This window comes from Thermococcus sp. (genome assembly GCF_015523185.1).
Taxonomy (GTDB): Archaea; Methanobacteriota_B; Thermococci; order Thermococcales; family Thermococcaceae; genus Thermococcus.
This window is the reverse complement of sequence record NZ_WAKV01000019.1, coordinates 1-26,481: the sequence shown is the minus strand read 5'-3', so window position 1 is coordinate 26,481 and position 26,481 is coordinate 1. Positions and strand designations below refer to the sequence as shown.

The 26,481-nt window shown below is 51.3% G+C and carries 32 protein-coding genes and 1 tRNA gene; 14 read left to right on the top strand and 19 right to left on the bottom strand.

Annotated features, from left to right (window positions below; all coding sequences use genetic code 11):
* Positions 1–36: 36 nt before the first annotated feature.
* From F7B33_RS02010 to speE, 4 genes are read right to left on the bottom strand one after another with little or no spacing between them, the layout of a single operon-like run.
* Complete coding sequence (locus tag F7B33_RS02010) at positions 37–849, bottom strand: hypothetical protein (protein ID WP_297072845.1); 813 nt, start codon at positions 847–849, stop codon at positions 37–39.
* Positions 839–1,522: a hypothetical protein gene (locus tag F7B33_RS02005; RefSeq protein WP_297072870.1), complete on the bottom strand. Its 684-nt coding sequence runs from the start codon at positions 1,520–1,522 to the stop codon at positions 839–841. The genes F7B33_RS02010 and F7B33_RS02005 overlap by 11 nt, the downstream gene beginning before the upstream one ends.
* A 46-nt stretch (positions 1,523–1,568) precedes the next feature.
* Positions 1,569–2,435: a lysylphosphatidylglycerol synthase domain-containing protein gene (locus F7B33_RS02000; protein ID WP_297072844.1), complete on the bottom strand. Its 867-nt coding sequence runs from the start codon at positions 2,433–2,435 to the stop codon at positions 1,569–1,571.
* 5 nt (positions 2,436–2,440) lie between these two features.
* Positions 2,441–3,283, bottom strand: coding sequence for a polyamine aminopropyltransferase (gene speE / locus F7B33_RS01995; protein ID WP_297064848.1), 843 nt, complete (start codon positions 3,281–3,283; stop codon positions 2,441–2,443).
* 93 nt (positions 3,284–3,376) lie between these two features.
* Here speE and F7B33_RS01990 point away from each other — a divergent pair, with 93 nt between their 5' ends.
* Positions 3,377–3,850, top strand: a complete 474-nt coding sequence (locus F7B33_RS01990) for a hypothetical protein (protein ID WP_297072841.1) — start codon at positions 3,377–3,379, stop codon at positions 3,848–3,850.
* Here the strand turns inward: F7B33_RS01990 and F7B33_RS01985 are convergent.
* Entirely contained in the window at positions 3,844–4,317 is a 474-nt protein-coding gene (locus F7B33_RS01985) for an arginine decarboxylase, pyruvoyl-dependent (RefSeq protein WP_297064836.1), read from the bottom strand. The genes F7B33_RS01990 and F7B33_RS01985 overlap by 7 nt on opposite strands.
* A 72-nt stretch (positions 4,318–4,389) precedes the next feature.
* Positions 4,390–5,514, bottom strand: coding sequence for a cation:proton antiporter (locus F7B33_RS01980; RefSeq protein ID WP_297072839.1), 1,125 nt, complete (start codon positions 5,512–5,514; stop codon positions 4,390–4,392).
* A gap of 111 nt (positions 5,515–5,625) precedes the next feature.
* On the opposite strand from F7B33_RS01980, the gene gcvH reads away from it, so the two are divergent.
* The gene (gene gcvH / locus F7B33_RS01975; protein WP_297072868.1) at positions 5,626–6,030 is read left to right on the top strand and encodes a glycine cleavage system protein GcvH; all 405 of its coding nucleotides are present in this window, start codon (positions 5,626–5,628) and stop codon (positions 6,028–6,030) included.
* A 47-nt stretch (positions 6,031–6,077) separates the two neighbouring features.
* Positions 6,078–6,416 carry a hypothetical protein gene (locus F7B33_RS01970; protein ID WP_297072837.1) on the top strand — a complete coding sequence of 113 codons (339 nt, stop codon included), beginning with the start codon at positions 6,078–6,080 and terminating at the stop codon, positions 6,414–6,416.
* Between the two features lie 235 nt (positions 6,417–6,651).
* On the opposite strand, the gene gltA is transcribed toward F7B33_RS01970, so the two are convergent.
* Positions 6,652–8,100 (bottom strand): NADPH-dependent glutamate synthase, encoded by a 1,449-nt coding sequence (gltA, locus tag F7B33_RS01965; protein ID WP_297072835.1) that lies wholly within the window; start codon positions 8,098–8,100, stop codon positions 6,652–6,654.
* A gap of 1 nt (position 8,101) precedes the next feature.
* On the bottom strand, positions 8,102–8,962 hold the full coding sequence (locus F7B33_RS01960) for a sulfide/dihydroorotate dehydrogenase-like FAD/NAD-binding protein (RefSeq protein WP_297072833.1): 861 nt from the start codon (positions 8,960–8,962) through the stop codon (positions 8,102–8,104).
* Positions 8,963–9,129: 167 nt separating this feature from the next.
* Here F7B33_RS01960 and F7B33_RS01955 point away from each other — a divergent pair, with 167 nt between their 5' ends.
* Positions 9,130–9,357 carry a hypothetical protein gene (locus tag F7B33_RS01955; RefSeq protein WP_297066313.1) on the top strand — a complete coding sequence of 76 codons (228 nt, stop codon included), beginning with the start codon at positions 9,130–9,132 and terminating at the stop codon, positions 9,355–9,357.
* Here F7B33_RS01955 and F7B33_RS01950 read toward each other — a convergent pair.
* Both F7B33_RS01950 and F7B33_RS01945 read right to left on the bottom strand, forming a co-directional pair.
* Positions 9,344–10,105 carry a tRNA (adenine-N1)-methyltransferase gene (locus F7B33_RS01950; protein WP_297072831.1) on the bottom strand — a complete coding sequence of 254 codons (762 nt, stop codon included), beginning with the start codon at positions 10,103–10,105 and terminating at the stop codon, positions 9,344–9,346. The genes F7B33_RS01955 and F7B33_RS01950 overlap by 14 nt on opposite strands.
* Positions 10,098–10,718 (bottom strand): DUF257 family protein, encoded by a 621-nt coding sequence (locus F7B33_RS01945; protein WP_297072866.1) that lies wholly within the window; start codon positions 10,716–10,718, stop codon positions 10,098–10,100. The genes F7B33_RS01950 and F7B33_RS01945 overlap by 8 nt, the downstream gene beginning before the upstream one ends.
* Positions 10,719–10,775: 57 nt before the next feature.
* Here F7B33_RS01945 and F7B33_RS01940 point away from each other — a divergent pair, with 57 nt between their 5' ends.
* Positions 10,776–11,108, top strand: a complete 333-nt coding sequence (locus F7B33_RS01940; protein ID WP_297066318.1) for a signal recognition particle protein Srp19 — start codon at positions 10,776–10,778, stop codon at positions 11,106–11,108.
* Here the strand turns inward: F7B33_RS01940 and F7B33_RS01935 are convergent, their stop codons facing one another.
* Positions 11,109–11,351, bottom strand: a complete 243-nt coding sequence (locus F7B33_RS01935) for an Lrp/AsnC ligand binding domain-containing protein (protein WP_042691796.1) — start codon at positions 11,349–11,351, stop codon at positions 11,109–11,111.
* 195 nt (positions 11,352–11,546) lie between these two features.
* Between F7B33_RS01935 and F7B33_RS01930 the strand changes: the two genes are divergently transcribed.
* The 5 genes from F7B33_RS01930 to F7B33_RS01910 are packed head-to-tail and all read left to right on the top strand — an operon-like array spanning position 11,547 to position 17,975.
* On the top strand, positions 11,547–13,751 hold the full coding sequence (locus F7B33_RS01930) for an ABC transporter substrate-binding protein (RefSeq protein WP_297066321.1): 2,205 nt from the start codon (positions 11,547–11,549) through the stop codon (positions 13,749–13,751).
* A 56-nt stretch (positions 13,752–13,807) separates the two neighbouring features.
* Positions 13,808–14,809, top strand: coding sequence for an ABC transporter permease (locus tag F7B33_RS01925; protein WP_366927512.1), 1,002 nt, complete (start codon positions 13,808–13,810; stop codon positions 14,807–14,809).
* Between the two features lie 11 nt (positions 14,810–14,820).
* Complete coding sequence (locus F7B33_RS01920; protein ID WP_297072864.1) at positions 14,821–16,020, top strand: ABC transporter permease; 1,200 nt, start codon at positions 14,821–14,823, stop codon at positions 16,018–16,020.
* Positions 16,013–16,993, top strand: a complete 981-nt coding sequence (locus tag F7B33_RS01915) for an ABC transporter ATP-binding protein (protein WP_297066329.1) — start codon at positions 16,013–16,015, stop codon at positions 16,991–16,993. The genes F7B33_RS01920 and F7B33_RS01915 overlap by 8 nt, the downstream gene beginning before the upstream one ends.
* Positions 16,994–17,003: 10 nt before the next feature.
* Positions 17,004–17,975: an ABC transporter ATP-binding protein gene (locus tag F7B33_RS01910; RefSeq protein WP_297066339.1), complete on the top strand. Its 972-nt coding sequence runs from the start codon at positions 17,004–17,006 to the stop codon at positions 17,973–17,975.
* Here F7B33_RS01910 and F7B33_RS01905 read toward each other — a convergent pair.
* Positions 17,960–18,595: a hypothetical protein gene (locus tag F7B33_RS01905; protein ID WP_297072827.1), complete on the bottom strand. Its 636-nt coding sequence runs from the start codon at positions 18,593–18,595 to the stop codon at positions 17,960–17,962. The genes F7B33_RS01910 and F7B33_RS01905 overlap by 16 nt on opposite strands.
* A gap of 44 nt (positions 18,596–18,639) precedes the next feature.
* Between F7B33_RS01905 and F7B33_RS01900 the strand changes: the two genes are divergently transcribed.
* On the top strand, positions 18,640–20,802 hold the full coding sequence (locus F7B33_RS01900) for an ATP-dependent DNA helicase (protein WP_297072824.1): 2,163 nt from the start codon (positions 18,640–18,642) through the stop codon (positions 20,800–20,802).
* Here F7B33_RS01900 and F7B33_RS01895 read toward each other — a convergent pair.
* The gene (locus F7B33_RS01895; protein WP_297064782.1) at positions 20,795–21,127 is read right to left on the bottom strand and encodes a hypothetical protein; all 333 of its coding nucleotides are present in this window, start codon (positions 21,125–21,127) and stop codon (positions 20,795–20,797) included. The two genes, F7B33_RS01900 and F7B33_RS01895, sit on opposite strands and share 8 nt — an antisense overlap.
* 104 nt (positions 21,128–21,231) lie before the next feature.
* Here F7B33_RS01895 and F7B33_RS01890 point away from each other — a divergent pair, with 104 nt between their 5' ends.
* A complete protein-coding gene (locus F7B33_RS01890) occupies positions 21,232–21,801 on the top strand; it encodes a dephospho-CoA kinase (protein WP_297072822.1) in 570 nt (189 codons plus the stop codon).
* Here F7B33_RS01890 and F7B33_RS01885 read toward each other — a convergent pair.
* The gene (locus tag F7B33_RS01885; protein ID WP_297064785.1) at positions 21,770–22,579 is read right to left on the bottom strand and encodes a ZIP family metal transporter; all 810 of its coding nucleotides are present in this window, start codon (positions 22,577–22,579) and stop codon (positions 21,770–21,772) included. The genes F7B33_RS01890 and F7B33_RS01885 overlap by 32 nt on opposite strands.
* 71 nt (positions 22,580–22,650) lie before the next feature.
* Between F7B33_RS01885 and F7B33_RS01880 the strand changes: the two genes are divergently transcribed.
* Positions 22,651–23,067 carry an RNA-binding domain-containing protein gene (locus F7B33_RS01880; protein WP_297064788.1) on the top strand — a complete coding sequence of 139 codons (417 nt, stop codon included), beginning with the start codon at positions 22,651–22,653 and terminating at the stop codon, positions 23,065–23,067.
* Between the two features lie 14 nt (positions 23,068–23,081).
* Here F7B33_RS01880 and F7B33_RS01875 read toward each other — a convergent pair whose 3' ends face one another.
* The 5 genes from F7B33_RS01875 to F7B33_RS01855 are packed head-to-tail and all read right to left on the bottom strand — an operon-like array spanning position 23,082 to position 26,066.
* Positions 23,082–24,359 carry an ABC transporter permease gene (locus tag F7B33_RS01875; RefSeq protein WP_297064771.1) on the bottom strand — a complete coding sequence of 426 codons (1,278 nt, stop codon included), beginning with the start codon at positions 24,357–24,359 and terminating at the stop codon, positions 23,082–23,084.
* Entirely contained in the window at positions 24,356–25,114 is a 759-nt protein-coding gene (locus tag F7B33_RS01870) for an ABC transporter ATP-binding protein (protein ID WP_297064774.1), read from the bottom strand. The genes F7B33_RS01875 and F7B33_RS01870 overlap by 4 nt, the downstream gene beginning before the upstream one ends.
* Entirely contained in the window at positions 25,101–25,469 is a 369-nt protein-coding gene (locus F7B33_RS01865) for a hypothetical protein (protein WP_297072820.1), read from the bottom strand. Before F7B33_RS01865 ends, F7B33_RS01870 begins: the two co-directional genes overlap by 14 nt.
* A 1-nt stretch (position 25,470) precedes the next feature.
* On the bottom strand, positions 25,471–25,668 hold the full coding sequence (locus F7B33_RS01860) for a helix-turn-helix transcriptional regulator (RefSeq protein WP_297064780.1): 198 nt from the start codon (positions 25,666–25,668) through the stop codon (positions 25,471–25,473).
* Between the two features lie 17 nt (positions 25,669–25,685).
* Positions 25,686–26,066, bottom strand: coding sequence for a DUF2178 domain-containing protein (locus F7B33_RS01855; protein WP_297072818.1), 381 nt, complete (start codon positions 26,064–26,066; stop codon positions 25,686–25,688).
* A 102-nt stretch (positions 26,067–26,168) separates the two neighbouring features.
* On the opposite strand from F7B33_RS01855, the gene F7B33_RS01850 reads away from it, so the two are divergent.
* A tRNA-Leu gene (locus F7B33_RS01850) sits at positions 26,169–26,256 on the top strand.
* Positions 26,257–26,481 lie beyond the last annotated feature (225 nt).

The following is a 26,481-nucleotide window of genomic DNA, read 5'->3' as shown; positions in this document are numbered from 1 at the left end:
CCCGAGCGGAGTTTTGATTCCTGTTTTTAAACTTTGCTAAACCCATATCCTGTTGCCCTTGACCTTGAGGTAGCCGAGTGTTTGGAGTGTTTTGAGAAAGTCCTCCATGGCATCTTCGTCGTAGTAGATGTTTATCCTCTCGTTTCTGCCCTCGACGGTTATTGGCTCAAGCTCCATGATTGCCTCGATGAGCTCGTTCTTCCTCCTGTACTTCTCGGCGAGCTCAAGTATTTTTTCTGCCAGAACGGAGCGGGCTATTCCATCGAACATCGCTTCAACGTAGCTCTCCTCTGTTGCGTAGCTTTCCGCAATTTCAAGGGCAGTCTCAATGAGCTCCCTTTCAACTTCAAGAACCTCGACGTAGTAGTGCTTTTCGAGGGTGTATTCAGTTACAAGAGTCGCGCTGAGCTCTTCCTCCAGCTCTTCCAGTTCCTCACCGATTTCCTCCACCGGGAAGCGGAGCTCCAGGGTGAGCGTGTCTAATGGAAGCTTTTCCCTAAGGAGGAAGCCCCCCTCGGTTTCCTCGATGGCGTTCGCCTCAATCAATGCACTCACAACCGAGAGCTTTGGCAAATCTGGCTCCTCGAAGAGAGTTCCAAGCTCTTTGGTTTCGCCCGGTTTCCAGTCCTCAATGAGTTCATCGTAGGCTAGCTTAACTGCCTCAAGCTCCTCCCCAATGGCAGGAACACTGGAAGCTATTTCCACGAGTTCTGCGTAGGTTCCCCTAATTACGACGTAGTGTTCAATCTCCGCCCTGGTTTCCTCCCGGGTCTTGTTCATTATTCCCGCCCTACTGAGCTCCCTTGATAGGGCGTTCATGTCATCTTTAGTGAGCACCTCAAACCTCATCTTCTTCCCCTGTATCTGAAACCCCTTCGCCGTTATAACCTTTCCCCGACCCATCCAACAGGGTGGTGAGGAGTGCCTTCAAGGGTTTGTTGTGCAGTCTCGCGATTGTCTCCTTCACCTCATCCACAAGGTTACGCTCAAACCTCGCGTAGAGCAACAGCCCGTAGGCCATCAACTTTGGGTTTCCCTCGCCGAGACGCTCTATTGCGCTCGCTAGTGAGGGGTTGTTCAGGAGCTCTTCCGCTAGGGTTTCCAAAGCTTTCCTGTCATCGCTTTCAACGGCCCTCTTCAGGGGCTCATAAAAGGCCTTGAGAACTAGTCTAGCCATCCTCTCCCTCTCAAGAAACTCCCTTCCCGGTTCTTCTTTTTTTTCCCGGGTCAGGAGGTAGTAGATTAGGGGCACGCTGAAGGCAACTATCATCAGGATGTAGAGACCTGTGGGTATTGCAACTCCTGAGGGAGACCTTTTTGAGATGAACACTATTATGACAAGGCCAATTGTAAACCACAGTAACATACCCGCAAGGTAATAAATTGAGTAATCCTTAACCTTGAGGCTCTTAGCTCTAGCACCGAATTCTTCTATTCTTCTCAGGTTCGCTTCGGCTATATCAATCTCCGCCTGAAGGCGTTTTATCCTGCGGTCAATCTCGATGATAGTGTCCCTTTTCATTAACTTCACCGATAGTTTTGTTTTGGGGCTATTACTTAATTAGTTTTTACTCGGTCACCAGGCGGTAGAAGGCGATTGCACCTACGAGGGCGTAGGCGTACTGGGTTATGAACTTGTAGAGAAACGCAACGACTATCGCCGTTGGACTGTCCCCTATCGCGAGTGTAATACCAAGCTCGTTTGCCCCTATTCCGCCTGGGGTTCCAAGGATACCCCCTAGGAAGTTTGAGTATAGAATCGCCTCAAGGAAGCTGATATATCTCTCATGAATCCCAAAGGTTCTGGCCGTTAGGTAAAGGGTAGCTGAGTTAGTCAGCGCGAGCAGGATTCCAGCGGTGATGGCCAGAAGAACGGTCTTCGTATTCCCCCGGGCACGGTGCCATCCAGAGTACATCTCCTCAAGAGTTTTCAGCCGGTTAATTGGTCTGAGAAGGGAGTATATGAAATAGTACGTCGTTTTGTCAAACACTATTGCAATAAAAAGAACGAGAGCAAGGATTAGGGCGGTAACGTTCTTCCCAATGATAGCAATAAGGAGAAGCCCCGACAAAAACTCAGTGGCTATGGCCAGCAATCCAACCCCCATAGTGTACCAGTAGTCGGTTCCAAGTAACTTGACTTTCACCAGAACGCCCACTGCAGTGTTGAGTGAGAACCCCAAATAAGTTCCCGAGAGCGTTGCCAGAAGAGTCCTTCTAAACGAGACTCTCGAGGCATGGTGGACATAGATATACCAGAGGATTGTGTAGAGCATGTACCCTATAAAACCAGTGGCTACGGCCGTCAGGAAGTACGGAGATAGCAGAGAAGAAACACTCAGATTTACTTTAGATGCTTCCGAATAGACTTTATGCACTAAGTATGCCGTTATGAGGGCCGTAACGAGGAGAGTCCAGAGCTTTCTCCTTTTCACGGTTTTCACTCCTTCTCAAGGAGTTCCCTGACGTATCTTGGCATCTGGAAGAGGGTCTCATGCCTCTCCGGGTCGTAGTAGTAGAGCTCCTTGGGGGCCCTGCTGATGTCAATCTTTCCAAAGTCTATCTTCCCCTTAACCCCAACGAGGAAGCTCCAAGGAGATGCATAGCCTATCACCGGGAAGCTGAAGTAGTAGACCCTGTCGAAGACCTTTTTCATGGCCCTGTACGCATCAAGGAGCTCGTTGGTGAAGAGGTAAACGCTCCCCGCCTGAGTGATATATATTCCGGGGTCGTTGAGCTTCTCGTAAGCAGTTCTGTAGAATTCCTCCGAGAACAGCAACTTGGCCGGCCCAACGGGGTCTGTTGAATCAACGATTATGGCATCGAAGTGCTCTCCGGTTTCCTCCAAGTATTTCACGCCGTCTCCAATTATCAGTTCGGTCCTCGGGTCCTCAAAGGCCCCCCTATCAATTCCGAGGTAAATCCTCGAGACCTCCACCACCATCTCGTCTATCTCAACCATAGTAACCTTTTCGACGTCGTATCTGAGAACTTCCCTTAGTGTTCCCCCGTCGCCGCCGCCTATGATGAGGACTCTCTTCGGGCTCGGGTGCGCGAGCATTACTGGGTGAACGAGGACCTCGTGGTAGCTCTCCTCGCCGACCTCGACGAGCTGGACCGTGCCGTCGAGAACGAGCAGTTTACCGAAGCCCTCAGTCTCGTAGAGTTCGAGCCTCTGGTATTTTGTCTGGGTCTCGAAGAGCCTCTCCTTGACCTTGAATCCAACGCCGTAGCCCCGGGGATACCACTCGATAAATGCCCTCTCCTCCTCGCTGTAGCCCATAAGCCTCACCTGAGGTTAGCTCAGCTTTGTGGTTTTAAACCTATGGGTTTTCACGGGACAAAGTTATTAAGGCCCCTCTGAGAGTTAGTATTGATGTCTGAGACGGAACTTAGAAGAAGGCTCGCTCAGAGGATAACCACTCTATGGAGTGAAATAACGCGGGACGATAATGGGATACCTCACATAGTTGGTGAAATAAACGCTAACCCTAAGTTAGACGTTGACATTAACGTAGCCTTTTTCGATGACTATCGTTTAGAGCGTTTTCTCGATGATGGAGTGCTTTTCTTTGTCTTTCCTGCTGATGATGACAGTCCCAGGGCGTTGTTCTTTTCTCTCTGGCGTTTTCTCCAGGGAAAAGGTGTTCCAAAGCTCCTAATTCCAGGAGCGAAAATTGAGGGTCCCCTGAGCGAGTCGCTGGTAAAGCTCGGCTTCGAGGTTCTGTGGATGACTGGCGACTCGATAGTCGAAGTCTGGGCCACAAAGGGAAGGCTTCGATACGAGATGGTCTTTCAAAGAACTGGGGAAAACGAGTTCACGCTGGTTGAAAGGAAAAGGGTTCAGTAGGGGAACATGACAACAACGGCTATCGCTGCCGCTGGCTTGTCCTTAACGGTGATTTCGGCGCTCGCGACCTTGAATTCCGCCAGTTCCCAGCCCCTGCTGGCAAAGCCCTCCTCTACCATCTTCCTGACTATCCTCTCAGCTTCTTCCTTGGTGCAGTAACCCGCGTACTCATAGATTAATCCCCCTTCGTTGTTCTTGCTTATCCCGACTCCCAAAGCGGCGCTGATGGTCATTCCAGGCTCGTCGCTCTCGATGTGGGCATAGACCGTTGGGAGGAGCATTCCAATCGGAACGTCGTGGACTTTGTCCATCCACTCGATGTGCGCAGGAATGACACTGCTGAGCTTGACTAGGTTAACGTTGCCTATGCCCAGCTTGAGGAGAGCGTTGTCAAAGGCGTTGAGCTTGGTTCCGCCTTCGGCGGTGGCCGCTCCAAGGAAAGCCCTCTTGGGTGTCGTCCAGCTCATTTTCACCACCCTAAAAGCCCTTCAATCACACCACCGCTTAGCTTCAAGCTTATAAACCTTGCCCAAAATTCATTAGTTTTCCACTGCCGTCAAAATCCTCCCAATGGTTGCCGAGAGGAATATTCCCGCGACGGAGGTGAAAGCCGTTATCGAATAGAGCTCGCCGGTCAGAACGCCATAGCTGTTGCCGAGGTCGGCAACGAGGAGTCCAAGGATTCCGAAGCTGACTAATCCAGTGGCCTTCGCGAGGGAGCTTACTGGTTTTCCGTCCCACTCGAGGATTATAGTTAGGAGGAAGCGGATAATGTATACAACGAAGAACCCGTAGAGGACCATGATGGTTATCTCCGCCCTGAAGTTCATGCCACGCCAGGCGAAGAAAATCGGCGCGAATATTCCACTCGTTACACCGCTGAGTATAGTTTCCAGCCTCTCGTACTGTTTCGTACCTACTAAATCGCTGTGGAGGAGAAGTCCTGCCAGAAAACCGCCGATTGTGAAGTGCATTCCAACTTCCTCGCTTATGAATCCGAGCGTTGCTGCGAAGACCATGAACAGGCCGAAGACGGCCTCATCGCTCTTCAGCTTCCTCAGCTGGGTTACGAGCCAGACCTTGTGCTGGATTCCAATCTTGTAGTTGATGTAGAGGACTCCGCCTATGAAGAGGGCCTGCTTCGCTATTGTAACAAAGAGGTTCGTCATGCTCTCCGCGCCTTTGAAGTTCGCGAGGATGTAGACGAGGATAAGTATTGCCACCTCGCTGATTATCGCGTATGAGAGTGCCACGTGGAGGTAATCATCCCCAAAGAAGCGCTTGAGCTTCACAACTATAGGGGCGCTGGCCACCGCTAGTATTGAAGCCGCCAGCAGGTTGCCGGTTCCAATTCTATACCCTGTAAAGGGCAGGGTGACGAGTAGCATAACCCCCAGCGTGGCGAGGTAAACGGGAAGGGCCTTTCTTCCACCCATATGAAGCTCTTCCGGCGTTATCTCAAGCCCAGCAGAAATCATAAGGAAGAAGATTCCAAACTCCGCGAGAAGGTTCATTTCCTCGGCGGGAACGTTGGTGAGAACGTAGCCGAGGATTAAACCCGCTGTTATCTCACCCACTATTCCCGGGTAGCCGAGCCTTTCGAAGAGCTCCGCGAGGAACCTGCCCAGGGCGATAATTATGAGGACGTAGCCTATTATCTGCATTCCCTCACCCCGCCTTAGAGTCCCCTAAATTCTGTGCCCGGCACGATATAAGCGTTTCCATTTCGAGAAAGGTTTAAATGCTCAAACCTGTTACATCGAGCGGTGATGTTCATGATTGAGGTCGGTGAATACAGGGTCAAGGAGGGCCTCTACTACACCAAGGACCACGAGTGGATTCAGGTTCTTGAGGACGGAACTGTTTTGGTGGGCATAAGCGACTACGCCCAGAAGGAGCTCGGCGACCTCGCTTATGTCGAGCTCCCCGAGGTTGGGAAGGAGGTTAGCAAGGGCGACGTCCTCTGTGAGCTTGAGAGCGTTAAGGCCGTAAGTGAAGTCTACGCTCCGGTCAGCGGTGAAGTAGTTGAGGTCAACGAGGAACTTGAAGATAGCCCCGAGTTGCTCAACGAGGACCCCTACGAGCACTGGATAGCCAAGCTCAAGCCGAGCAACATTGAGGAGGAACTCAAAGAACTCATGGACGCGGAAGCCTACGCCAAGTACCTTGAGAGCCTCTGAGCAAGGCTTTAATACTTTTCTCTCCTATTCTCCCCCGGTGTTTTGCCATGAAGGTTCTCAAAGAGTGGGACGTCAAAGTAAAGCTCGTCAAGACAAGGAGGGGAGCGATTCTCCACATGATAGAGCTCGAGCCCGGGCACTTCTACCTCGAGCAGAACCCCCTCAAGGACTCCAAGTACGGAGTTGCCTACAGGAAGATTAAGGAGAACTTCCCGGAGTTCTACATGTTCTGGGAGATTAAGAACAACCGCTACACGGGGAAGCTTCTGGCGGGGGCTTTCTTAGAAAAGAAGGAAATAGATGACTTCATAACGCTGTTGGCACAGACAGAGGACTTCAAAAAGTTCGAAGAAATCCTAGAGGAGATTGAAGAGATAGAGGAGTGAGCTCGGCTTCATTTTTTCATCATTTTGTCAGATACCCTAGAGGTCGTCATCGCTCATCCTCTCTTTTTAGAAAAGGGATATTAGAAGAGGGATAAAAACCTGACGGCTCAGTCAGTATACCCCTCATCACGCTTCAGCTACCGTGAGGTTCGTCATTGCCGTTTGAATTGTGAAATTGGGCTGAAAAAAACTAGCGCCAACTTCTGGAGAAAGTATTGGTGGAAAAATGAAAACCTCAGGCGTTAGCCTTTCCTTCCCTCTTCTTCGTGAGGTACTCGTGTATCGCCTTTGCGGCTTTTCTTCCGTCGCCCATAGCAAGTATAACCGTTGCCTCTCCCCTTATCGCGTCGCCACCGGCGAAGACTCCAGGAATGCTGGTCATCATGTTTTCATCAACGACAATCCTTCCGCGCTCGACTTTAAGGCCTGGTGTGTTAATGATGAGCCTGTTCGGGTGCTTTCCGATGGCTATAATGACAGTATCGGCCTCAATCGTCACGTATTCACCGGTTCCCTTTATCTTCCTTTTTCCTCTTGCGTCTCTTTCCTCCAGGGGCATCATCTTCTCGAACTTCACAGCCTTAACGTTGCCGTTCTCGTCGCCTATGAACTCGACGGGGTTTACGAAATAGACAAACTTTATGCCCTCTTCCTTGGCGTGAGCAACCTCTTCCTCTCTAGCCGAGACGTCCTCCTCGCCGCGGCGGTAGGCTATTATTACCTCCGCCCCAAAGCGCCTGGCACTTCTCGCTGCGTCCATCGCGGTGTTTCCGGCGCCTATGACGATAACGCGCTTTCCGACCTTAACTGGGGTATCGTACTCCGGGAACAGGTAGGCCTTCATGAGGTTGACCCTTGTGAGGAACTCGTTGGCGGTGTAAATCCCGTTGAGGTTTATACCCGGTGCGTTGATTAGCCTCGGCGTTCCAGCACCGGAGCCTATGAAGACAGCATCGTACTCCTGGAGGAGTTCCTCAATCGTTACGGTCTTTCCGACAATGTGGTCGGTGAGTATTTTAACGCCGAGCTTCCTGAGCTTGTCTATCTCGCTTTCAACTATGCTCTTTGGCAGTCTGAACTCGGGAATGCCGTACATCAGGACTCCTCCGGGCTCGTGGAGGGCCTCGTAGATAGTAACGTCGTAGCCGAGCTTGGCCAGTTCGCCAGCGGCGGTAAGTCCCGCTGGCCCGGCACCTATGATGGCAACCTTCTGCCCCTTCTTCTCTATCCTCGGCACCATCTCGAAGAGGAGCTGTTCGTCTATACCCTTCTCACGGGCGTAGTCGGCCACAAACCTCTCGAGCTTGCCGATGTTTATCTTGTCACCCACTCTGCCCATGACACAGTTCATCTCACACTGGTCCTCCTGCGGACAGACCCTTCCCGTCGTAGCTGGAAGGGAGTTGCAGGCCCAGATTACCTGAAGGGCCTCCGTTACAGCTTTGTCAGGGTCGTCGCGGTACTCGACGAGCTTTCCTATGAAGCCCGGAATGTTGATGTGAACGGGACAGCCCTTGATACAGGGCGCGTAGTTAGCTGGACACTGCAAACAGCGCTCGGCTTCCTTAACAGCTAACTCGAAGGTATAGCCGAGGTTGACCTCTTTGAAGTCGTGTATTCTCTCCTCAGGAGGTCTTTCAGGAGTGGGAACGCGCTCCTTGATGAGCTTTCTCTTAACGGCCATTTCACTCACCCCTCAGGGACTTGAGGTACTCCTCAAGGGCCCGCCTCTCCATATCGGTGTAGAAGCCAACCCTATGGATAAGCTCATCCCAATCAACCTTGTATGCATCGAACCCTGGTCCGTCAATGCAGGCGAACTTGACTTCTCCCCCAACGGTAACACGGCAAGAACCGCACATGCCCGTTCCATCCACCATAATCGGGTGGAGGTCAGCGTGCATTGGAACGCCGAATTCTTTAACGACCTCGAAAACAGCTTTCTGCGCACCTGCAGGGCCAACGGTAAGAATGAAGTCAAAGTGTTCCTTACTAAGGAGTTCCCTAACCCTCTCTGCTCCCCTCTTGGCTATTTCGTTTACAATCTCCTTTGTACCCCATCCCTCTTGTATGTCAAAGCCCTCAACGAGATGCCTCGATACTGACTTCTCGAATTCGTTCTTGAGAATAACCATGGGCCATGGCGTGACGTGAAGAGCAGTCACCTCGTTTCCGGCCTCTTGGAGGGCTTTGGCTATTGGGAAGACCTCAACTATACCGGCACTTAGGCCAATGGTAAGAACCCTGCCAAAATTCTCTATCGGTGCGGGATTCCCAAGCGGACCGGCAACGTTTAGAAGGTAATCCCCGGGCTTGAGCTCGTTGGCCATCCTCATCGTCGTCTTCCCGCGGACGAAGGTTATCAGGACAATCCAGCCCTCGTCCCTGTCCCACATAACTGGTGTGAGGGGAATCCTTTCACCGTTTGGAAAGGCCCTGACGATGACGAACTGGCCTGCCTGAACCTTTCTAGCCACGTGGGGAGCTTCAATTTTGTACATAACATGCTTCGGGGCAATTTCCTTCTTCTCAAGTATTCGATACACGATGAACACCTCCGTGCATGAGCCCAAAGTTGGACATCTAAATGTTCAGAACCCTCAGTGTTTATAAACCTGTGCTCAACCTAAGGTTTAAAACTCCGAAGGGATTTCGATGGACAATTCTGAAACCCGGAGGAAACGCTTTTTAACCAGGGGGAAAAGCCCATATGGTGTTGGTAATGGAGGGCAAAAGATTAGTTTATCACATCTCAGTTATTACAACCGCCCTTGGCATGTTCCTCCCGCTGCTTTACGGTGCCGTTGGACCCATCAGGGAAGTTTTGGGGAGCAACCCGCTCCTGAAGTCGCTCGCAATAATCGTTCTCAGCTGGGTAATCGCCTACTTAATCTTCGAGGAGAAAGGGGAGAGCAGAGAGGATACGTTCACAGCTTCCTGAGAAACGTTATGTAACCCGTATGAGCCAGCATGGTCGTCTTCGGCCTCATGCAGTCCCTTTTAACTTCCTGTTCCCTGACAAGGACCTCAACCACCTTTGGCTTCATGAAGTGCTCTCTGTACTCCTCCAGCGCCCTGAAGAAGCGGTGGACCTGGTTCATGCATGGCGTATAGGCCACGAAGTAACCCCCGGGCCTTAAAACGTCAACCGCGTGCGGAAGAACGTTCTCGGGCTGGGGAAGGTCGAGGACGATGTGGTCTGCCCTTTCTTCATCTATCCCATCGTAGATGCTCTTGTTTTTTAGAATAACTCTGTCAGAGAAACCGGCGAGCTCTATGTTCTTCTTCGCTATCTCGTAGAAGTCCTCCCTCACTTCGTAGCTTACCACCTTCCCAGTCGGCCCTACAGCGTTGGCGAGAAAAATCGTTAGGGCCCCGCTTCCGGCGCCAGCCTCTATGACAGTATCCCCAGGCGAGATTCCGGCGTAGGCTATGATTACTCCAGCGTCCTTTGGGTGGACTATCTGCGGTCCACGCTTCATCTTTGCTATTATGTCTTTGACGTCCGGCTTTAGCGCTACGAATGTTTCCCCCTTGTGGCTCTCTATTCTAGTTCCATAGGGCTTTCCTATGAGCTCACCCAGGTTGAGTATTCCTAAATCGGTGTGGAACTCGCGTTCCTCAACCTTCACGAGGTAGCGCTTTCCGCGCCTGTCCACGAGAAGAACTCTGCCCCCCCTCTCAATCACCGGCCCCACCGTCCCTGTAAACCCGTAGAGTTCCCTCCAAGACCTCTACTATGGCAGTGCTAAGCTCCTCCAGCATAGCCAGGTGAGAGCGCTTTATGACGTCGGAGTTCACGAAGTTTATCACTATCAAATCCTCAGCTGGAATCGTGCTGACTGCCGTGAGGATTGACTTTATAGCGTTTTCGGGGTTGAAATGTATGTAGTTGGCCAGTCCAAAGGTCACAAGGTATCTGGGCTTCTTTGGGAGTCTAGATATCTTGCTCATAATCGAGTGGTAGCTCCTCAGGAAGGTGTGGGGGTCGTAGCTCGGGACGATGTCCTCTAGAATATCGCCGTAGGTCACCGTTCCGGGGCCGACTCTAACTACCTTCAGCTCCTTCAGGAGCTCCAGAACCCGGGAGTAATCAACGTCACCCCGCCTCATGAACTTTCTGAGGAGAATCTCGCCCATTCCAAAGAAGTCAACAACCACTATCCCATCGTCGCTTACGGCCGGCAACAGCTCTCCCCACGCAACGTTCTCTATGGGTTCTCGCGAGTGATACTCGATTAAAACAATGTCTCCGGGAGTTATGAGGCCAAGCACGTCCTTTTCAAGGTTTTTAACGACCATGACCTTCACCAAAAGGGTTTTTAACGGTCTATCTTTTAAAGCTTGTTGGGTGAGAGTATGAAGTTTGCCGTGTGGCCCAGCGAGCTCGACTCAAGACTGAGCAGGAAGTACGGGAGGATTGTCCCCAAGAACGTCGCGGTCAACGCTCCAAAGCTTTCTGAGATTGAAGATGCCGCTGTGATTCTCGGAATGAAGGTTGTGGAGAAGGACCACAGCAAGCTTAACCCGAGACTTTCAGGCCTCGACGAGGAGCTTAGAACCTACGGCTTCCTCAGGATTGAGAGCCCCCACGGAAAGGGTAAGAGCCTCAAAATGATTGCAGAGAAGATTAGGGAACTCCGTTCAAGGGCAAAGTCCGGGAAGGGCAAAGCTAAGAGGAAGAGAAAATGATTACTCCTCTTCCATTTCAACTACTATCGCGGTGGTAGTGTCTATAACGCCGTCTATGTTATGTATGTCGTGGAGGATTCTCCTGGTGAGCTCTCCGAGGTCTTTAGCCTCGATGTGGACGATGGCATCGTAGGGGCCGGTGACGGCATCTGCCTTTGTAACGCCCGGTATCTGCTTGAGAGCCTCGATAACGCTCTCAACTTTTCCGATTTCTACAGTCAACAAAACATACGACCTAACCATTGGCATCACCGCCGAAATTCTCTTCGCCCTTTAGTTGGAGCTCCGCTCATTTAAGCTTTTCGTAGTTTGGCCATTTCGACAATATCAGTTATTGGTGTTGCTAGATGTTCATCATCCATACAAACAGGATGTCGAAAAATTTATACGGTGTTTAAAGTTAGGACTAAGTGCTCCACTCAACAGAGGTGGACGTTTATGAAGGGAAAAGTGGCAGTAACACTTCTGCTGGTTTTTGTTGTAGCGTTTTCAGTGGTTGCCAGCGGCTGTATTGGAGGAGGAAGTAATGCCACGACCACCACAATAAGCCCCGCGGGAGGTTCTACTTCCACCTCTCAGGCATCGTCCACTCAAACGACATCAAGTTCTTCAACAACCGTACAGTCGTCCAAAGCAGTAACATACATTGAGGAGCACCTATCCAATGCAACTGTTATAGAAACTCCGAAGTACGTCGTCGTCGTTGGGCCCGAGGGAAAGGGGGCCAAAGTTTCGAACCTTCCCAACAAGCCGGTCATAGTGGTCTCTTACAAGGTCGATGAGAAGAAGACTCCCAGCATAGAGGAGCTCATGAAGAACCAGCAGGGCTTCGGTCAAATAAACCCCGCTTTCCTCCGTGACCCAAGGATGGACGCTTTAATCCAGCTCGGCAGGAAAGTGACTGACCCCAACATTAGGGAGGCAATATATAATGCCCTCTATATCCTCGCCAACAAGGAGGTTCCCGAGATAATCCTCGGTGATACAAAAGCCACCCGCGTCTACTGGAACTGGGTTCACAACTGGTACTACAACCCCGTTCTTGCACCGCGCTGGGATCTCGTTTTGGAGGACAAGAACGCACCGACGGTCAGCATTGGAATAGGCAACTATAAGAACGAGCCCGGAACAATCGTCGAAACAACCATAGGATGGCCGAGCTCCTTTGACCCGGCATTTGACTACGAGACCTTTGGATGGGCCCTCTACCACAACGTTGGTGATACCCTCGTTACATACTGGGAGAACGAGACCAAGAAGGTTTCACCCGACTTGGCTGTTGCGTGGGCTCACAACAAAGACGGAACCGTCTGGTATTTTGTTATAAGGGGTGGGGTTAAGGCCTACGACCCCAAGACTGGCAAGCTCTATCCGATTAACGCTACGGACGTTGAATTTGAGTTCTGGCGCGTTCTCAGGGCAGGTTACTCCGTAAACTGGATGCTGGCAACCTACACTGACCTTAACAAGAGCTATGCAATGAGCGATAATGAGTTTGAAAAGGTTCTCCAGAACGGTGGAATAATAGCCGACTTCAACGGCAAGACAAAGGAAGTTAAGAGCCTCAACGAGCTCCTCCAGTTCTTCGGCTACAGCGGACCAACTGCTGGAGTGTACAAGCTCGTTCTTCCGCACCCATACGGTGGAATACTGAGTGTTCTTGCAGACCCATACCTGATGGTCATCCCCGCGAAATACATGCTCGGAGACAAGTACGAAGAGGCCATGAAGGCTTCTGACTGGGGCAGGAAACCATGGGAATGGGCCAAATACGTCCAGCCGGGTTCAAAGGACCCAATACACCAAATGCTCCAGGACAACTACATTGGAGTGTTCACCGGGCCGTTCTACATTAAAGACGCCAAGCAGAACAGCTACATAATCCTCGAGAGGAACCCCTACTACTGGAACTCCAGTGTCTGGAGCAAGCTGGAAGAGAAGTATCCGAACTACGTCACGACCAAGCGTGTCATATACGTCCTCTCGGACGATGCAACAACGCGCATAAGCCTCTTCCAGAAGGGTGTTGCGGATATAGCGGCGGTTCCAGTTGACAGGCTTGATGCAGTCAAGAACCTCAAGCTCGACAACTTTGAGTCAAAGATTGACTCCTTTGTCACACCTGATATGGTGTTCATAGTTCTCAACGCCGCGAAGAAGCCCTTCGATAACGTCAAAGTGAGGGAGGCCCTTGCATGGGCAACACCCTACGAGCAGATTTACCAGGCGGTTTACAAGGGTTACATGGTGCCGAACTACGGCCCGATTCCAATTGGATGGCTCGGCTACACCGAGTGCTGTGTCATCAAGTACAAGTACAACATCGCAAAGGCACTCCAGCTTATCAGGGAGTCCGGCATAAACCCAAGCGATTACACCATAACTATTTATTACAACACCGGAAACACCCAGCGTGAAAAGATAGCAACGCTCCTCCAGAACACGTGGGGACAGCTTGGTTTCAAGATTTCAGTTACGCCTCTCTCGTGGCCGACACTCCTGAGCAAGACAGCCAGCGGAGACTTTGACGTCTACATCGTTGGATGGGCACCCGACTTCCTTGACCCCGATGACTACGTTGGTCCGTTCCTCCAGAGTGCTGTTGTTTTCGACAGCCTCAACTACGAGGTTATTGAAGGGTGAACCCTTTCTTTTCTTTTGCTCCTCTTTTGGTTCTCAACGGCAGGGAGGGAAACGACGTGGCAGGGCTTGGAAAATTCCTGGTGAGAAGGGCGCTGACATTTATCCCAACTCTCATTGGAGTTACGCTCATTGTTTTCGTTATAGCCTACGTGATTCCCGCCAATCCAGTCCGTGCCTGGGCGGGGGGTGAAAAGGCTTCCCAAGCCGCGATTGAAATGATTAAGAAGGAGTACCATCTTGACCAGCCGTGGTACGACCAGTACATCTTTCTTGTGAAGGGCCTCTTTACGAACTCTCTCCTTGACCCATTAAATCAGGAGCCCGTCTTTGACAACATAGGGAACAGGTTCGTTGTGACTTTTCAACTGGCATTGTTTGCATTCTTCTTTGTTGTACTTATGGGATTGCCACTTGGAATAATCTCAGCTCTCAAGAGGAACAGCACAGTGGACATGGTGCTCAGAATAATAGCCTTGGTTTTCATATCAACTCCGATTTACGTCATAGCTTACCTGTTTATATGGCTCTTCTTTATCCACTGGAACGCGACAACACTCGCAGGAATACCTCCGGGACCACCACATAAGATAACCCATATCCCTGTGATAGACGACATCCTAACCCTCAACTGGAGCAACTTCGTTCAGCAGGTAAAACGTTTCTGGCTCCCGGGCTTTACCCTTGGAATAGCGGCAGCTGGTGTTCTAATGAGGTTCACCAGGAACTCCTTCCTTGAGGCATACAGTAGGGACAGCACGCTATTCCTCAAGGCCAAGGGAGTCCCCAAGGGAAGGCTTTACAGGCACGTCCTTAAGAATGCTCTAGTCCCTGTGATAACCATACTGGCCCTCCAGTTCGGTGGGCTTCTGGCTGGAACACCGATTACGGAGACCGTTTTCAACCTCCCAGGAATAGGTCGCTACGCACTCCAGGCAATAATGTATCTGGACTTCCCGGCTTTGATAGGTGTCACGTTCCTCTATGCGATAGTCTTCGTCACGGCAAACCTGATAGCTGACATACTCTACGCGATAATCGACCCGAGGGTTAGGTTCTGAGGGTGGTGGGCATGGCCGAACAGGGGGAGTACGAACCAAAGGAAGAGTACGAGATGAGCATACTGGATAGAATCAGCGACAGGCTCATAGATGGCCTTGCATCCTTTATAAGCCTCTTCAAAAAGGACTGGAAGAGAAGGAACCAGTCGAGAATTAAAGAATGGAAGCTAATGGCATACGCCATAAATCGGTCTCCTCCAACGTTGCTAGGGCTTTTCATAGTCATCATTTACATCTTCATTGGCATCTTTGGACCGTACCTGGCTCCCTGGTCGTATGACTTCTTCCCGGTAAACTACAACTACTCAACCCAGCTTGCACCACCGGGCTCGACTTACTTCCTCAACGTTACGGAGCTCAAAAACGGGTACATAATCCACTACACAACATACATCCACTATCCCCTCGGTTCAGACACCTATGGAAGGGACGTGTTGAGTCTTCTTCTCGCGGGAGCCAGAACGGCACTGGTGCTGGACATATTTATCATCCTCATAGGCCCGACAATAGGAATAATTCTCGGACTGATTTCCGGCTACTACGGGGGAAAGGTTGACGAGACGATAATGCGTATCACGGACATGTTTCTGGCATTCCCAGGGCTTATACTTGCCATTGCCCTCTCAGCAGTACTCCCGAGCAGGATTCAGAACTTCCTGAATGCGCACACATGGGCCCAGACGTTCGTTTTAAAGCTCTTCGCATTGCACCCGAGGGACGTCAACAACCTTGGAAAGCTCTTGGCAGTTTTCGTCGCTCTAGTTATAGTCTGGTGGCCCGGTTATGCAAGGGTAACGCGTGGTTCAACGTTGACTGAGAAGGAAAACCTATACGTCGAGGCGGCTCGTGCGATAGGCCTACCAACCAGAACGATACTCTTCAGGCACATACTTCCCAACATCATAGGCCCGATTTTGGTCATGATTACGATGGATTTTGGCGGAATAATCCTTACTGAGGCTGGCCTGAGCTTCCTTGGACTCGGTGCAGTTCCGCCAATACCGGACTGGGGTAACCTCATCAACCAGGGTTCACAGCAGTTCCCGCAAGCTTGGTGGCTGGTTGCATTTCCGGGACTGGTCATAGTCACCGTCGTTCTCGGTTGGAACCTCCTCGGTGATGGTTTGAGAGACGTCCTTGACCCGAGGACAAGGAGAAGCCTTGAGTTCAAACTCAAGAAGAAGTCCGGTGGGGGTGAAGAGAATGCCTGAGCCCATCATAGAAATCAAAAACCTCAGCGTTTACTTCTACACCTATGCAGGTGTTGTCAAGGCGATAGAGAACGTGTCCTTTGACATCTACCGTGGCGAAACGCTGGCCCTCGTCGGTGAGACCGGCTGTGGAAAAAGTGTCACCTCAAGGGCGATAACCAAGCTCATCGAGAGCCCCGGTAGGATAGTGAACGGTCAGGTGATTTACCACCGGGATGACGGTTCAAAGATAGATTTGCTCAAGCTCAGCGAAGAGGAGATAAGGGAAATCAGGGGTAACGAGATAGCATATATCTTCCAAGACCCACATTCTTCCCTCGACCCCCTATACACCGTTGGTTATCAGATAGGTGAGGCCATGGAAGTTCACGGCAAGGTCAGGAACATAAAAGAAGGTATAGCGAAGGCCGTAAACATTCTTAGGGAAGTTCTCATCCCCGACCCCGAAAACAGGGTGAAGAACTACCCACACGAGCTTTCTGGAGGTATGAAGCAGAGGGTTGTGATTGGAATTGGGATAGCCAACAACCCAAGATTGCTCATAGCTGACGAACCCACAACCGCGCTCGACGTTACCGTTCAGGCCCAGATACTCGAGCTTCTCAACGAGCTTAAGAAAAAGTACAACGCGACAGTTCTCCTTATAACCCACAATCTGGGTGTGGTTGCAGAAACGGCCCAGCGCGTTGTTGTTATGTATGCAGGAAAAGTCGTTGAGATAGGCAGTGTTGACCAGATATTCCACAACCCCCTACATCCGTACACTATTGCACTTCTCAGGGCGGTTCCAAACCCCCTAAAGAGGATAGAAAAGCTCGAGAGCATTCCCGGAACAGTCCCGAACCTTATAACTCCACCGAAGGGCTGTCGCTTCCACCCCAGGTGCCCCCTGGCGGAAGAGCGTTGCAGAAAAGAGGAGCCCAAACTCAAGGAGATAGAACCGGGCCATTTTGTGGCCTGCCACAGGTACTGAGGTGGTGACGATGGAACCAGTGCTCAAGGTTGAAAACCTCAAAAAGTATTTCCCCGTTAGAAGCCTCCTGAGAACTGTTGCGTGGGTTAAAGCCGTTGATGGGGTCAGCTTCGAGATAATGCCAGGCGAAACCTTTGGACTAGTTGGGGAAAGCGGTTGCGGGAAGACAACCACGGGAAGAACAATACTAAGGCTCATCGAACCGACTGAGGGCAAGATTACCTTTATGGGAAAGGACGTGACCGAGCTAAAGGGGAAGGAACTCCTATGGTTCAGGCGACACGCCCAGATAATGTTTCAGGACCCATATTCCTCCCTTAACCCGAGACAGACCGTTTTCAACATTATAATGGAGCCAGTCAAGTTCCACGGTATCGAAGTTGATGACCCAGAGGAGTTCGTTATACGGCTGTTGGAGAGCGTCGGTCTTAACGAGATGCACCTCTACCGCTATCCCCACGAGTTCTCCGGAGGACAGAGGCAGAGGATTGCATTGGCCAAAATACTCGCACTTCAGCCCGACTTCGTCGTCCTTGACGAACCAACCTCTGCCCTCGACGTTTCAGTTCAGGCTAACATTTTAAACACCCTCAAAGAGCTCCAGAAGAAGCATGGCTTTTCGTATCTATTCATAAGCCATGACCTCGGCGTTGTCAAATATATGAGCCACCGCATGGGAGTGATGTACCTCGGAAAGCTCGTGGAGTTAGGGCCAGCCGAGAGAATCTTTGAGAACCCACTACATCCATATACCCAGATGCTCCTCTCAGCCATACCAATCCCTGACCCAGAACTCGCAAAGAAAAAGAAGAAAATGGAAATCAAGGGCGAACCTCCGAGTCCAATCAACCCACCGAAGGGCTGTCGCTTCCACCCCAGGTGCCCCCTGGCCAAGGAAGGACTCTGTGACAAGAAAGAACCCCCTCTCGTCGAAGTCGAGAAGGACCACTACGTAGCCTGCTGGCTCTACGCAAAGTCCTGAGCCCTTTTCTTTATTTCCTTCGTTACTCCAACGTTTTTAAAAAGCGCGGAGAAAAATGCCGTCCTGAAAGCCGGGTCGATTTTGAGGAGGTTGGTGTAGACCTTGTCAACTCCATCCTCTCCGAGAACCTGTCTATCGCCGAGCCAGAGCTTCCTGTAAAGAACTCCCAGTTCCGTAATTTCAACACCTCCAAGTTCGTCTTCATCTTTAATGTCCAATATTCTCTCCAGCAACGCAAGGGCAAGCGAATACTCCCTCTCAACCTTCGATAGCTCCTCGTCTATTGCAACGTGTCTGCTGTGTCCTGTTGGGATTCCAAGTATTCTCCAGACGTTCCAGCGCCTCATGTGGGTTATCCTCTTTTCCCTAACTTCCTTTGAGTTTTCTAAGAGTTCTCGGTAAAGCCCCTTCAGGAGTTCTCCAACGGGTTTTTCCAGAAGCTTAGGGAGCGCATCGTTGGCCTTTTCACTCAGGACTACCGCCGAGGTATCTTTTATCATAACAACTTTCCTGGGCTCAAGGGAGACGAACTCGATGAAGTAAGTGTCAATCGCAAAGGTTCCCCTCTTTTTCCCGTCTCTTCTTACTTCAAAGAGAACGTATGGAACGTTCATGGCCATCCCAAACCTATTTAACTACCTCCTCAATAAGGCTTGCGGTTGAGATGAAGGTTGAGAAACTCCCAGTGGACGAGAGGATAAAGGGCATCATCAAAGGCAGGGGCATAAAGAAACTCTATCCACCGCAAGCTGAGGCTTTAAAGAGCGGTGTTTTAAAGGGCAGAAACCTGGTCCTTGCAATTCCCACCGCCAGCGGGAAGACCCTTGTGAGCGAGATAGTCATGGTGAACAGGCTCCTCAGGGAGGGGGGCAAAGCGGTTTACCTCGTTCCGCTGAAGGCCCTGGCCGAGGAGAAATACCGCGAGTTCAAGGAGTGGGAAAAACTCGGCCTTAAAATTGCCGCGACAACCGGCGACTACGACTCAACGGACGAATGGCTTGGAAAATATGACATAATAGTTGCTACCGCCGAGAAGTTCGACTCCCTCCTGAGGCATAACGCCAGATGGATTGACGATGTAAAACTAGTGGTTGCCGACGAGGTTCACCTTATCGGTTCGTACGACAGGGGAGCGACGCTGGAGATGATTCTAACGCACATGCTCGGGAGGGCTCAAATTTTGGCCCTGAGTGCCACCGTCGGAAACGCTGAGGAGCTGGCGGAATGGCTTGATGCAGAACTTGTAGTTAGTGACTGGCGCCCCGTTGAGCTAAAGAGAGGGGTTTTCCATACGGGAACACTCATCTGGGAGGACGGTAAGGTAGAGACTTACCCCGAGAACTGGTATTCACTCGTTGTCGATGCCGTAAAGAGGGGTAAAGGGGCCCTCGTCTTCGTAAACACAAGGAGGAGTGCAGAGAAGGAAGCGATAGCCCTCTCAAGGCTGGTATCAAGTCACCTCACCAAACCAGAAAAAAGGGCCCTTGAGAGTTTGACTTCCCAGCTTGAGGACAACCCCACGAGCGAGAAGTTAAAGAGGGCTCTTAAAGGCGGTGTTGCTTTCCACCATGCCGGACTAAGCAGAGCCGAGAGGACTTTGATAGAAGATGCCTTCAGGGAGGGGCTGATTAAGGTCATAACGGCGACGCCGACACTATCAGCTGGAGTAAATCTTCCCTCATTTAGAGTAATAATCCGTGACACTAAAAGATACGCGGGCTTTGGCTGGACGGACATTCCAGTCCTTGAGATACAGCAGATGATGGGTCGTGCCGGAAGGCCGAAGTACGACAGGGTTGGAGAGGCAATAATAATAGCGAGAACTGACGAACCCGGCAAGCTGATGGAGCGCTACATACGGGGGAAGCCGGAGAAGCTGTTCTCAATGCTCGCCAACGAGCAGGCCTTCAGAAGCCAGATTTTGGCCCTAATCACGAACTTTGGAGTGGAGAACTTCGGAGAGCTGGTTCGATTCCTCGAAAAAACCTTTTACGCCCACCAGAGAAAGGATTTGAGTTCCCTGGAATACAAGGCCAAGAACGTTGTTTACTTCCTAATTGAGAACGAGTTCATCGACTTGGACCTTGAGGAGAAGTTTATGCCCCTGCCCTTCGGCAAGAGGACGTCCCAGCTCTACATAGACCCCCTCACGGCTAAAAAGTTCAAGGACGCCTTCCCGAAACTTGAGAAAAACCCGAACCCCTTTGGAATCTTCCAGCTCATCGCCTCAACTCCAGACATGGCGACTTTAACAGCCAGAAGGCGTGAAATGGAGGACTACCTCGACCTGGCATACGAGCTTGAGGGGGAGCTCTACTCGAGCATACCCTACTATGAGGATTCCCGCTTCCAGGGTTTCCTGAGCCAGATAAAGACAGCTAAAGTCCTCCTCGACTGGATAAACGAGGTTCCTGAGACGAGAATTTATGAGACCTACGCGATAGACCCGGGCGACCTCTACAGACTCCTGGAGCTGGCCGACTGGTTGATGTATTCTCTCATAGAGCTCTACAAGCTCTTTGAACCAAGAGAGGATGTCCTCCAATACCTTAGGGACCTGCACCTAAGGCTCAGACACGGCGTTCGCGAGGAGCTCCTTGAGCTGGTTAAACTTCCGAACATCGGAAGGAAGAGGGCTAGAGCACTTTACAACGCCGGCTTCAGGAGAGTTGAGGAAATAGCCAACGCGAAACCAGCGGAGCTTCTCGCCGTTGAGGGAATCGGAGCTAAAATCCTCGACGGAATATACAGATACCTCGGGATTGAGAAAAGGGTAACCAACGAAAAGCCAAAGCGGAAGGGAACCCTTGAGGACTTCCTCAGATAGCCTCTCCTTCTCCCCCCGTCCAGAGAACAAAGACGTTTCTTCCCGGGTTGAGGCCGTTTTCGTGGGCCTTAATGTAGAGCCTCCCGCCGGTTCTCTGGCCGAGGAAATACATCAGGACAAAGGCCAGTATAAAGGGAACTCCCGAGGCGTTCCAGCTGAGTCCAGCTAAGTGTCTCATAAGCACTACGAGGGGAACCGGAAGGTGAACGGCCAAAGCCCATTCGAGTTTGTTGCCCGTTCTCTTTGCATGTGCCCTCCAAAACCCGAACGGAATATTTACGAGGAATGTAACTATGAGTCCGATAATGAACCAGCTCACGTTCATCGTTCTCACCAATATCGTTCTTGTGACAAACCTTAAAAAGTTTTGCTACCCTAATTGAACCTTAACTTTTTTAAAGCTCCTCCCCGCTACTCGGGGTGGGCTCGATGATTGTAATAGTGACAGGAATGCCAGGTTCTGGAAAGAGCAAAATCGTGAAAGAGTTTGAGAAGAGAGGTTTTCCAAACGTTTCTCTCGGCGATATCGTGCGCGAGGAGACTATAAAGCGGGGCCTTAAGCTTACCAAGGAGAACGTTGCCAAGGTGAGCATAAGGCTGAGGCAGGAGCTAGGCCAGAATGCCGTGGCTAAGCTCGCCGTTAGGAAGGTGGAAGAGCTCCTGAAAAAAAGTCCAATCGTCGTTATTGATGGGGTTCGTTCCCTGGACGAGGTGGGAACGTTTAGAGGAGCCTTTCCGGATGAGGACATCGTCATAGTGGCCGTCCACACCCCGCCAAAGCTTCGCTTCGAAAGGCTTAAAGCCCGCGGAAGGCACGATGACCCCAAAACGTGGGAGGACTTTGAGGAGAGGGACTGGAAAGAGCTTCGCTTTGGAATCGGTGGCGTTATAGCGATGGCTGACTACATGCTCGTTAACGATGGGGGCAAGGAGGATTATGAGAAAAAAGTCAGGGAACTCGTCGAGGTTATCCTAGCATTGAGTCGAGGAGAAGCATAACGTAGAAGCCCGCGAAAAAGCCCAGTGTGACCAAGGTCTCATTCTTCTCACTTTCGTATATCTCTGGAATCATCTCCTTCACCGTGACGTAGAGCATCGCCCCGCCGGCCATTCCAAGGCCGTAAGGCAGGAGCCAGCTGAAGAGCGTGAAAAAGTAGGCACCGAGCAGAACCATAGCCATTTCCGCAAAACCGCTGAGGATTCCCATCAGAATTGGTTGGAGGCGTTTCTTCTGGAGTGTGGCGAGCGGAAGGGAGACAACTGTTCCCTCCGGAAAGTCTTGTATTCCTATGGCTATCGCCGTAACGAGGCCGACTTCAAGGTTGTAGACGAGCGACGTTCCAACTGCCATACCCTCGGGCAGATTGTGGATTATGACCGCTATCACCAAAAGCCAGACTTTCCTGAGGCGGTTTTTCATGGATTTTGGGCCCTCGTAGCCTTTAACGAGGTGCTCGTGTGGTAGGAGCCGGTCTATTGCATAGATGAGGAGAACCCCAAGGGCTATCCCAATTCCAGCGGGGGCAAAAGAGTCAGTGCTCTCTATCGCGGGGAGAATTAAGGAGGTGAAGGAAGCGACTATCATTACTCCAGCGGCAAAGCTCAGGGAGAAGTCAACTCCCTCCTCGGGTATCCTTCTGGCAAAGATTGCAACCATTGCACCGAGTGATGTCATTATCGCAACGAATAGACCGGCGTAAAAGGCCACCCACATTATCTCACCGTTTGAAACCGAGAGCATCCAATCCGCAAGGTTCTGGATGAAGTTTTCTAACATCATTAGGCCACCCTAATAAATTTGGTGGTTGGGTTTATAAGCCTTCTTCAGAGCTTAAACCGGTGAGTGAGATGGAGGAGCTCTTTGAAGAGGTTGAGCTCGAGGCGTACGTTTATCCCACGGAGGACATCGAGAAAGTCAAGAGGGCCATGCTGAACCTCGTTCCGGACCTTGAGTTTGAAACGTTCGAAAGGGATGAACACGTTATCCTGACAGGACGAACGAGGAGCAAAAAGGCCCTAAGCAGACTCTACGAACTCTTCCGCGGACAGGCGATACTCGATACAGCGAGGAGTTTTCTTGAGGAGGGCTACTTCGGGGAGGAGATAATCGTCAAGGTTAACAAGCAGGCCGCCTACGCCGGCGTCGTCAACTTCAACGAGGAGAGTCCGCTCGGGCCGATAACGATAATCATCAGAACAAAAAATCCAAAGAAACTCATGAAGTGGCTTGCCCCGAGGACGAAGGACGGCGTGCCAATAGAATAAAAAGAGATTAGGTGTTATTCCGGTTTCCTTTTTCGTCCCCAGCTTATCCTTGCCGTCAGGATTTTCTCGCTTGCGAAGACCCTCGCGGTTACGTAAAGGGTAGCCCCCGCTACGACCGTCAGGTAGAGTATGCTCATTCCAAGTGCCGTGTAATCCTTCGCTATAAGGTAGCGGTAGTCAACGATTGGATGGGCGAAGGGACTTGAGAGGAGCAGATACTTTCCAACGGCTGGAAGCGCGTTGAGGTCCACGAACATCAGGATGAAGGACGGAAAAGCTAGCGGTAGTATAACCGAGCTGACGATGGTGTTTGCGCTCTGCACGTCCTCCGCGAAAACAGCTAGAAGCATCGCCAGGCTCAGGGAAAAGGCTATCGTCAGGAACACCACGACACCGAAGAGGAGCGTTCCAAAGGGAGTTATTGAGAGGCCGAGCTCGCTTAGTGAGACGCCTGTTTCAGTCCCAAAGCCAGCCATGTACTGCTTAAGGCCAATCATGTAGGCAAGAGCCGCAATCATTCCCATAACGGCAGTTCCTGTTATCTTTGATGCGACTATCGTCGTTCTCTTCACCGGGAGCGTCAGAAGGGTTTCCAGAGTCTTGTTCTCCTTTTCGCTCGCCACGGCCCCTGCAGACATCTGGGAGGTTATCATGACCATTAGAAAGACAATGAGAGGCAATCCGTAGGCCTGAGAGGCCAGAACCTGGGAAACAACTGTTGGAGGAACGTTCACGATTCTACCGAGGAGATAGGACCTGCTCTCCACCCTTATCGGGTGTAGAATCGCGTCGGGATTTTTAGCCCCGAGTTCCTGAACTTTGAGCTTCGCTATCTCCTCCGAAAGGACGTTTATTACGGCGTTAATTCTGCCCTCGCTCACGCTCTCCTTCATTCCAGAGCCGATACCTTTAAAGACTCCGTATATTTGGAGGGTGGCAACCTTGTTCTCCTCTATGCTCTCGCTGAAGTTATGGGGAATCACAACTAACACGTTCTGGTTTTCTTCGAGGGCTTTTTTGAGCGCTTCATCCATGGAGTTGGCCTCTATCAGTGTAACCGACACGCTCGGCGTGACGTTAAGGGCCCTTATCAGCAACTCCCCGTACTTTCCGTCGTCGAAGTTCACAATTGCCACGTGGGTCTCTTTAGTTGCGCTCTCAAATCCAAACTGCATCATCTTTCCGAGTGCCGGATAAACAATCAGCGGGACGATTATAAGGCCAAAAATGAGCTTCTTATCCCTCATCAGGTTCTTGACTTCCTTTTTGGCCAGAACGAGAAAATCGCTCATGAGCCCTCACCTCCAACGGGTTCCGGAATGGAAACCCCGACGGCCCTCATGAAAACCTCCTCAAGGTTCTCCGCGTTGTATCTCCCCTTCAGCTCCTCCGGCGTTCCAGCTTCAACTATCCTCCCGCCTGAAATCATCGCCACCCTATCACAGAGGAACTCCACCTCCAGCATGTTGTGGCTTGAGATTAGAAAGGTCGTCCCCTCCTCCCTTGCAAAACGCCTTATCGTCTTCCTGATTTCGTAGGCGTTCACTATGTCAAGTCCGCTCGCGGGTTCGTCGAGTATGGCCAGCTTTGGCTTAACCATCAGAGCTCTAGCTATCAACAGCTTGCGCGTCATTCCCTTTGAGTACGTTGAAACTTTGTCGTCGAGCCTCTCCCCCAGGCCGGAAAGTTCAATGCCCAGTTTCAGCATTTTTCTGGCCTTCTCCTCGTTCTTGGCGTAAAGTCTCGCCATGAACTCAAGGTACTCCCTCCCCGTCAGGTTCTTGTAGGCACCGGCCTCCTCGGGGAGGTAGCTTATGAGGGCACGGACTTTCTCGGGGTCTTTAACCACGTCGTAGCCGGCTATCTTTGCAGTCCCGGAGGTGGGCTTGAGGAGGGTTGCAAGAATCTTGAGGGTAGTGCTCTTCCCGGCACCGTTGGGCCCGATTAGGCCGAATATTTCGCCCTCACCTATGGAGAAGCTTATTCCCCTGAGTGCCTTGATTTTGCCGTAGTCCTTCTCAAGGTTAATTACTTCAACTATCCCCATAAGCGACCCTCCCGAGGTTGTAGACAACGAGGCCGAGAGTGGCTAGAACCACGCCAAAGAGGAGAAGACCCTCTATCCCAGCGTATCCGGCTATGATTGCCGTTCCCAGGCCAGAGGAAACGGCGAGCCATCCGTTGAGCCGGTGAGTGTTTTTGAAGCCGTGGGAAAGCCCGATGAGGAGTGAGCCGAGCATCATAAGGCCCAGCTCCCCGGTCAGTAGGGAGACGTTTACACGGGTGGGAACCTTTCCGCTTGGAATTGCCATGCACGCCAGCCGCTCAACGGATGGCTTAGCAATCCCCAGCCCTATGCCCAGGAGATACAGGACCAAACCCATGGGTTTCTTCCAGTTCATCTCACTCACCCTCGTAGATGAAAACGTCCTCGATTTTAACGCCGAAGAACCTCGCAATCCTGAAGGCGAGCCTCAGGGAGGGGTCGTACTTGCCCTTCTCAATCGCTATAATCGTCTGCCTCGTAACGCCCAAGGCTTTGGCGAGCTCCTCCTGCGTTAGGCCTTTCTTCTCCCTCAGCTCGCGGAGGCGGTTTTTCATGGGACCACCTCGTTTCGTTACATCACTCTCTCATAGTAGTGTCTCAGGCTCAGTTTCAGGGCGGCGACGAGAACCATGAGGCCGGTTGCCAGATAGTAAGCGCTCCTGAGATAGGGCTTCTTTTCAGAAAGAAAGGCAAGGGTCACCACGAGAAAAGCCACAGTCAAGACAAGAACCTGAAGGGTTCTCCTTGAGGCAGCCTCCTCTATGCGGAGCGTTCTCTCATCGCTGAGAACCTCTCCCCGGCTCTTAAGCCACTCAGAGTAGAGAAGAATCGCGCCGATGGTCCCTATGAGGACACTAAAGGCAATGAGAGCGTTCCCTATCCACAGCGCTACGGCCAGCAGAGTGGTCGCTATGGCAGAAATCGTGTATCCGGCAAGTCTCCACTTTTCCACCGCCACCACCATGTAAAGTTTCCTTTACGTAAAGCTTCCTTTACATTCTTATAAGCCTTGCCCCCAAAGTTTTTTAAATCGAGGAGGAAAACTCAAAACCGCGCGGGGGTTGCCGAGCCTGGCCAAAGGCGCGGGATTTAGGGTCCCGTCCCGCAGGGGTTCCCGGGTTCAAATCCCGGCCCCCGCACCATTACAGCCCTTGCTTCGCAAGCGCTGGCGGAAGATTACGTGCATTTTTCTAAAGGTTTGATTTTTAGGGGGTTTAGCTTCATTTGCTCCTTGGAGAGTGTTTCACTCTAAAACGGCGTCCTTCGGACGCTAAAAACAAAGTTGAAACTGATTGAGGGTTTCGTTTAGTGTTAAACCCTAACTTGAATTGCCTTTTGTTAATGCACGACTAATCTTTGCCCTTTTG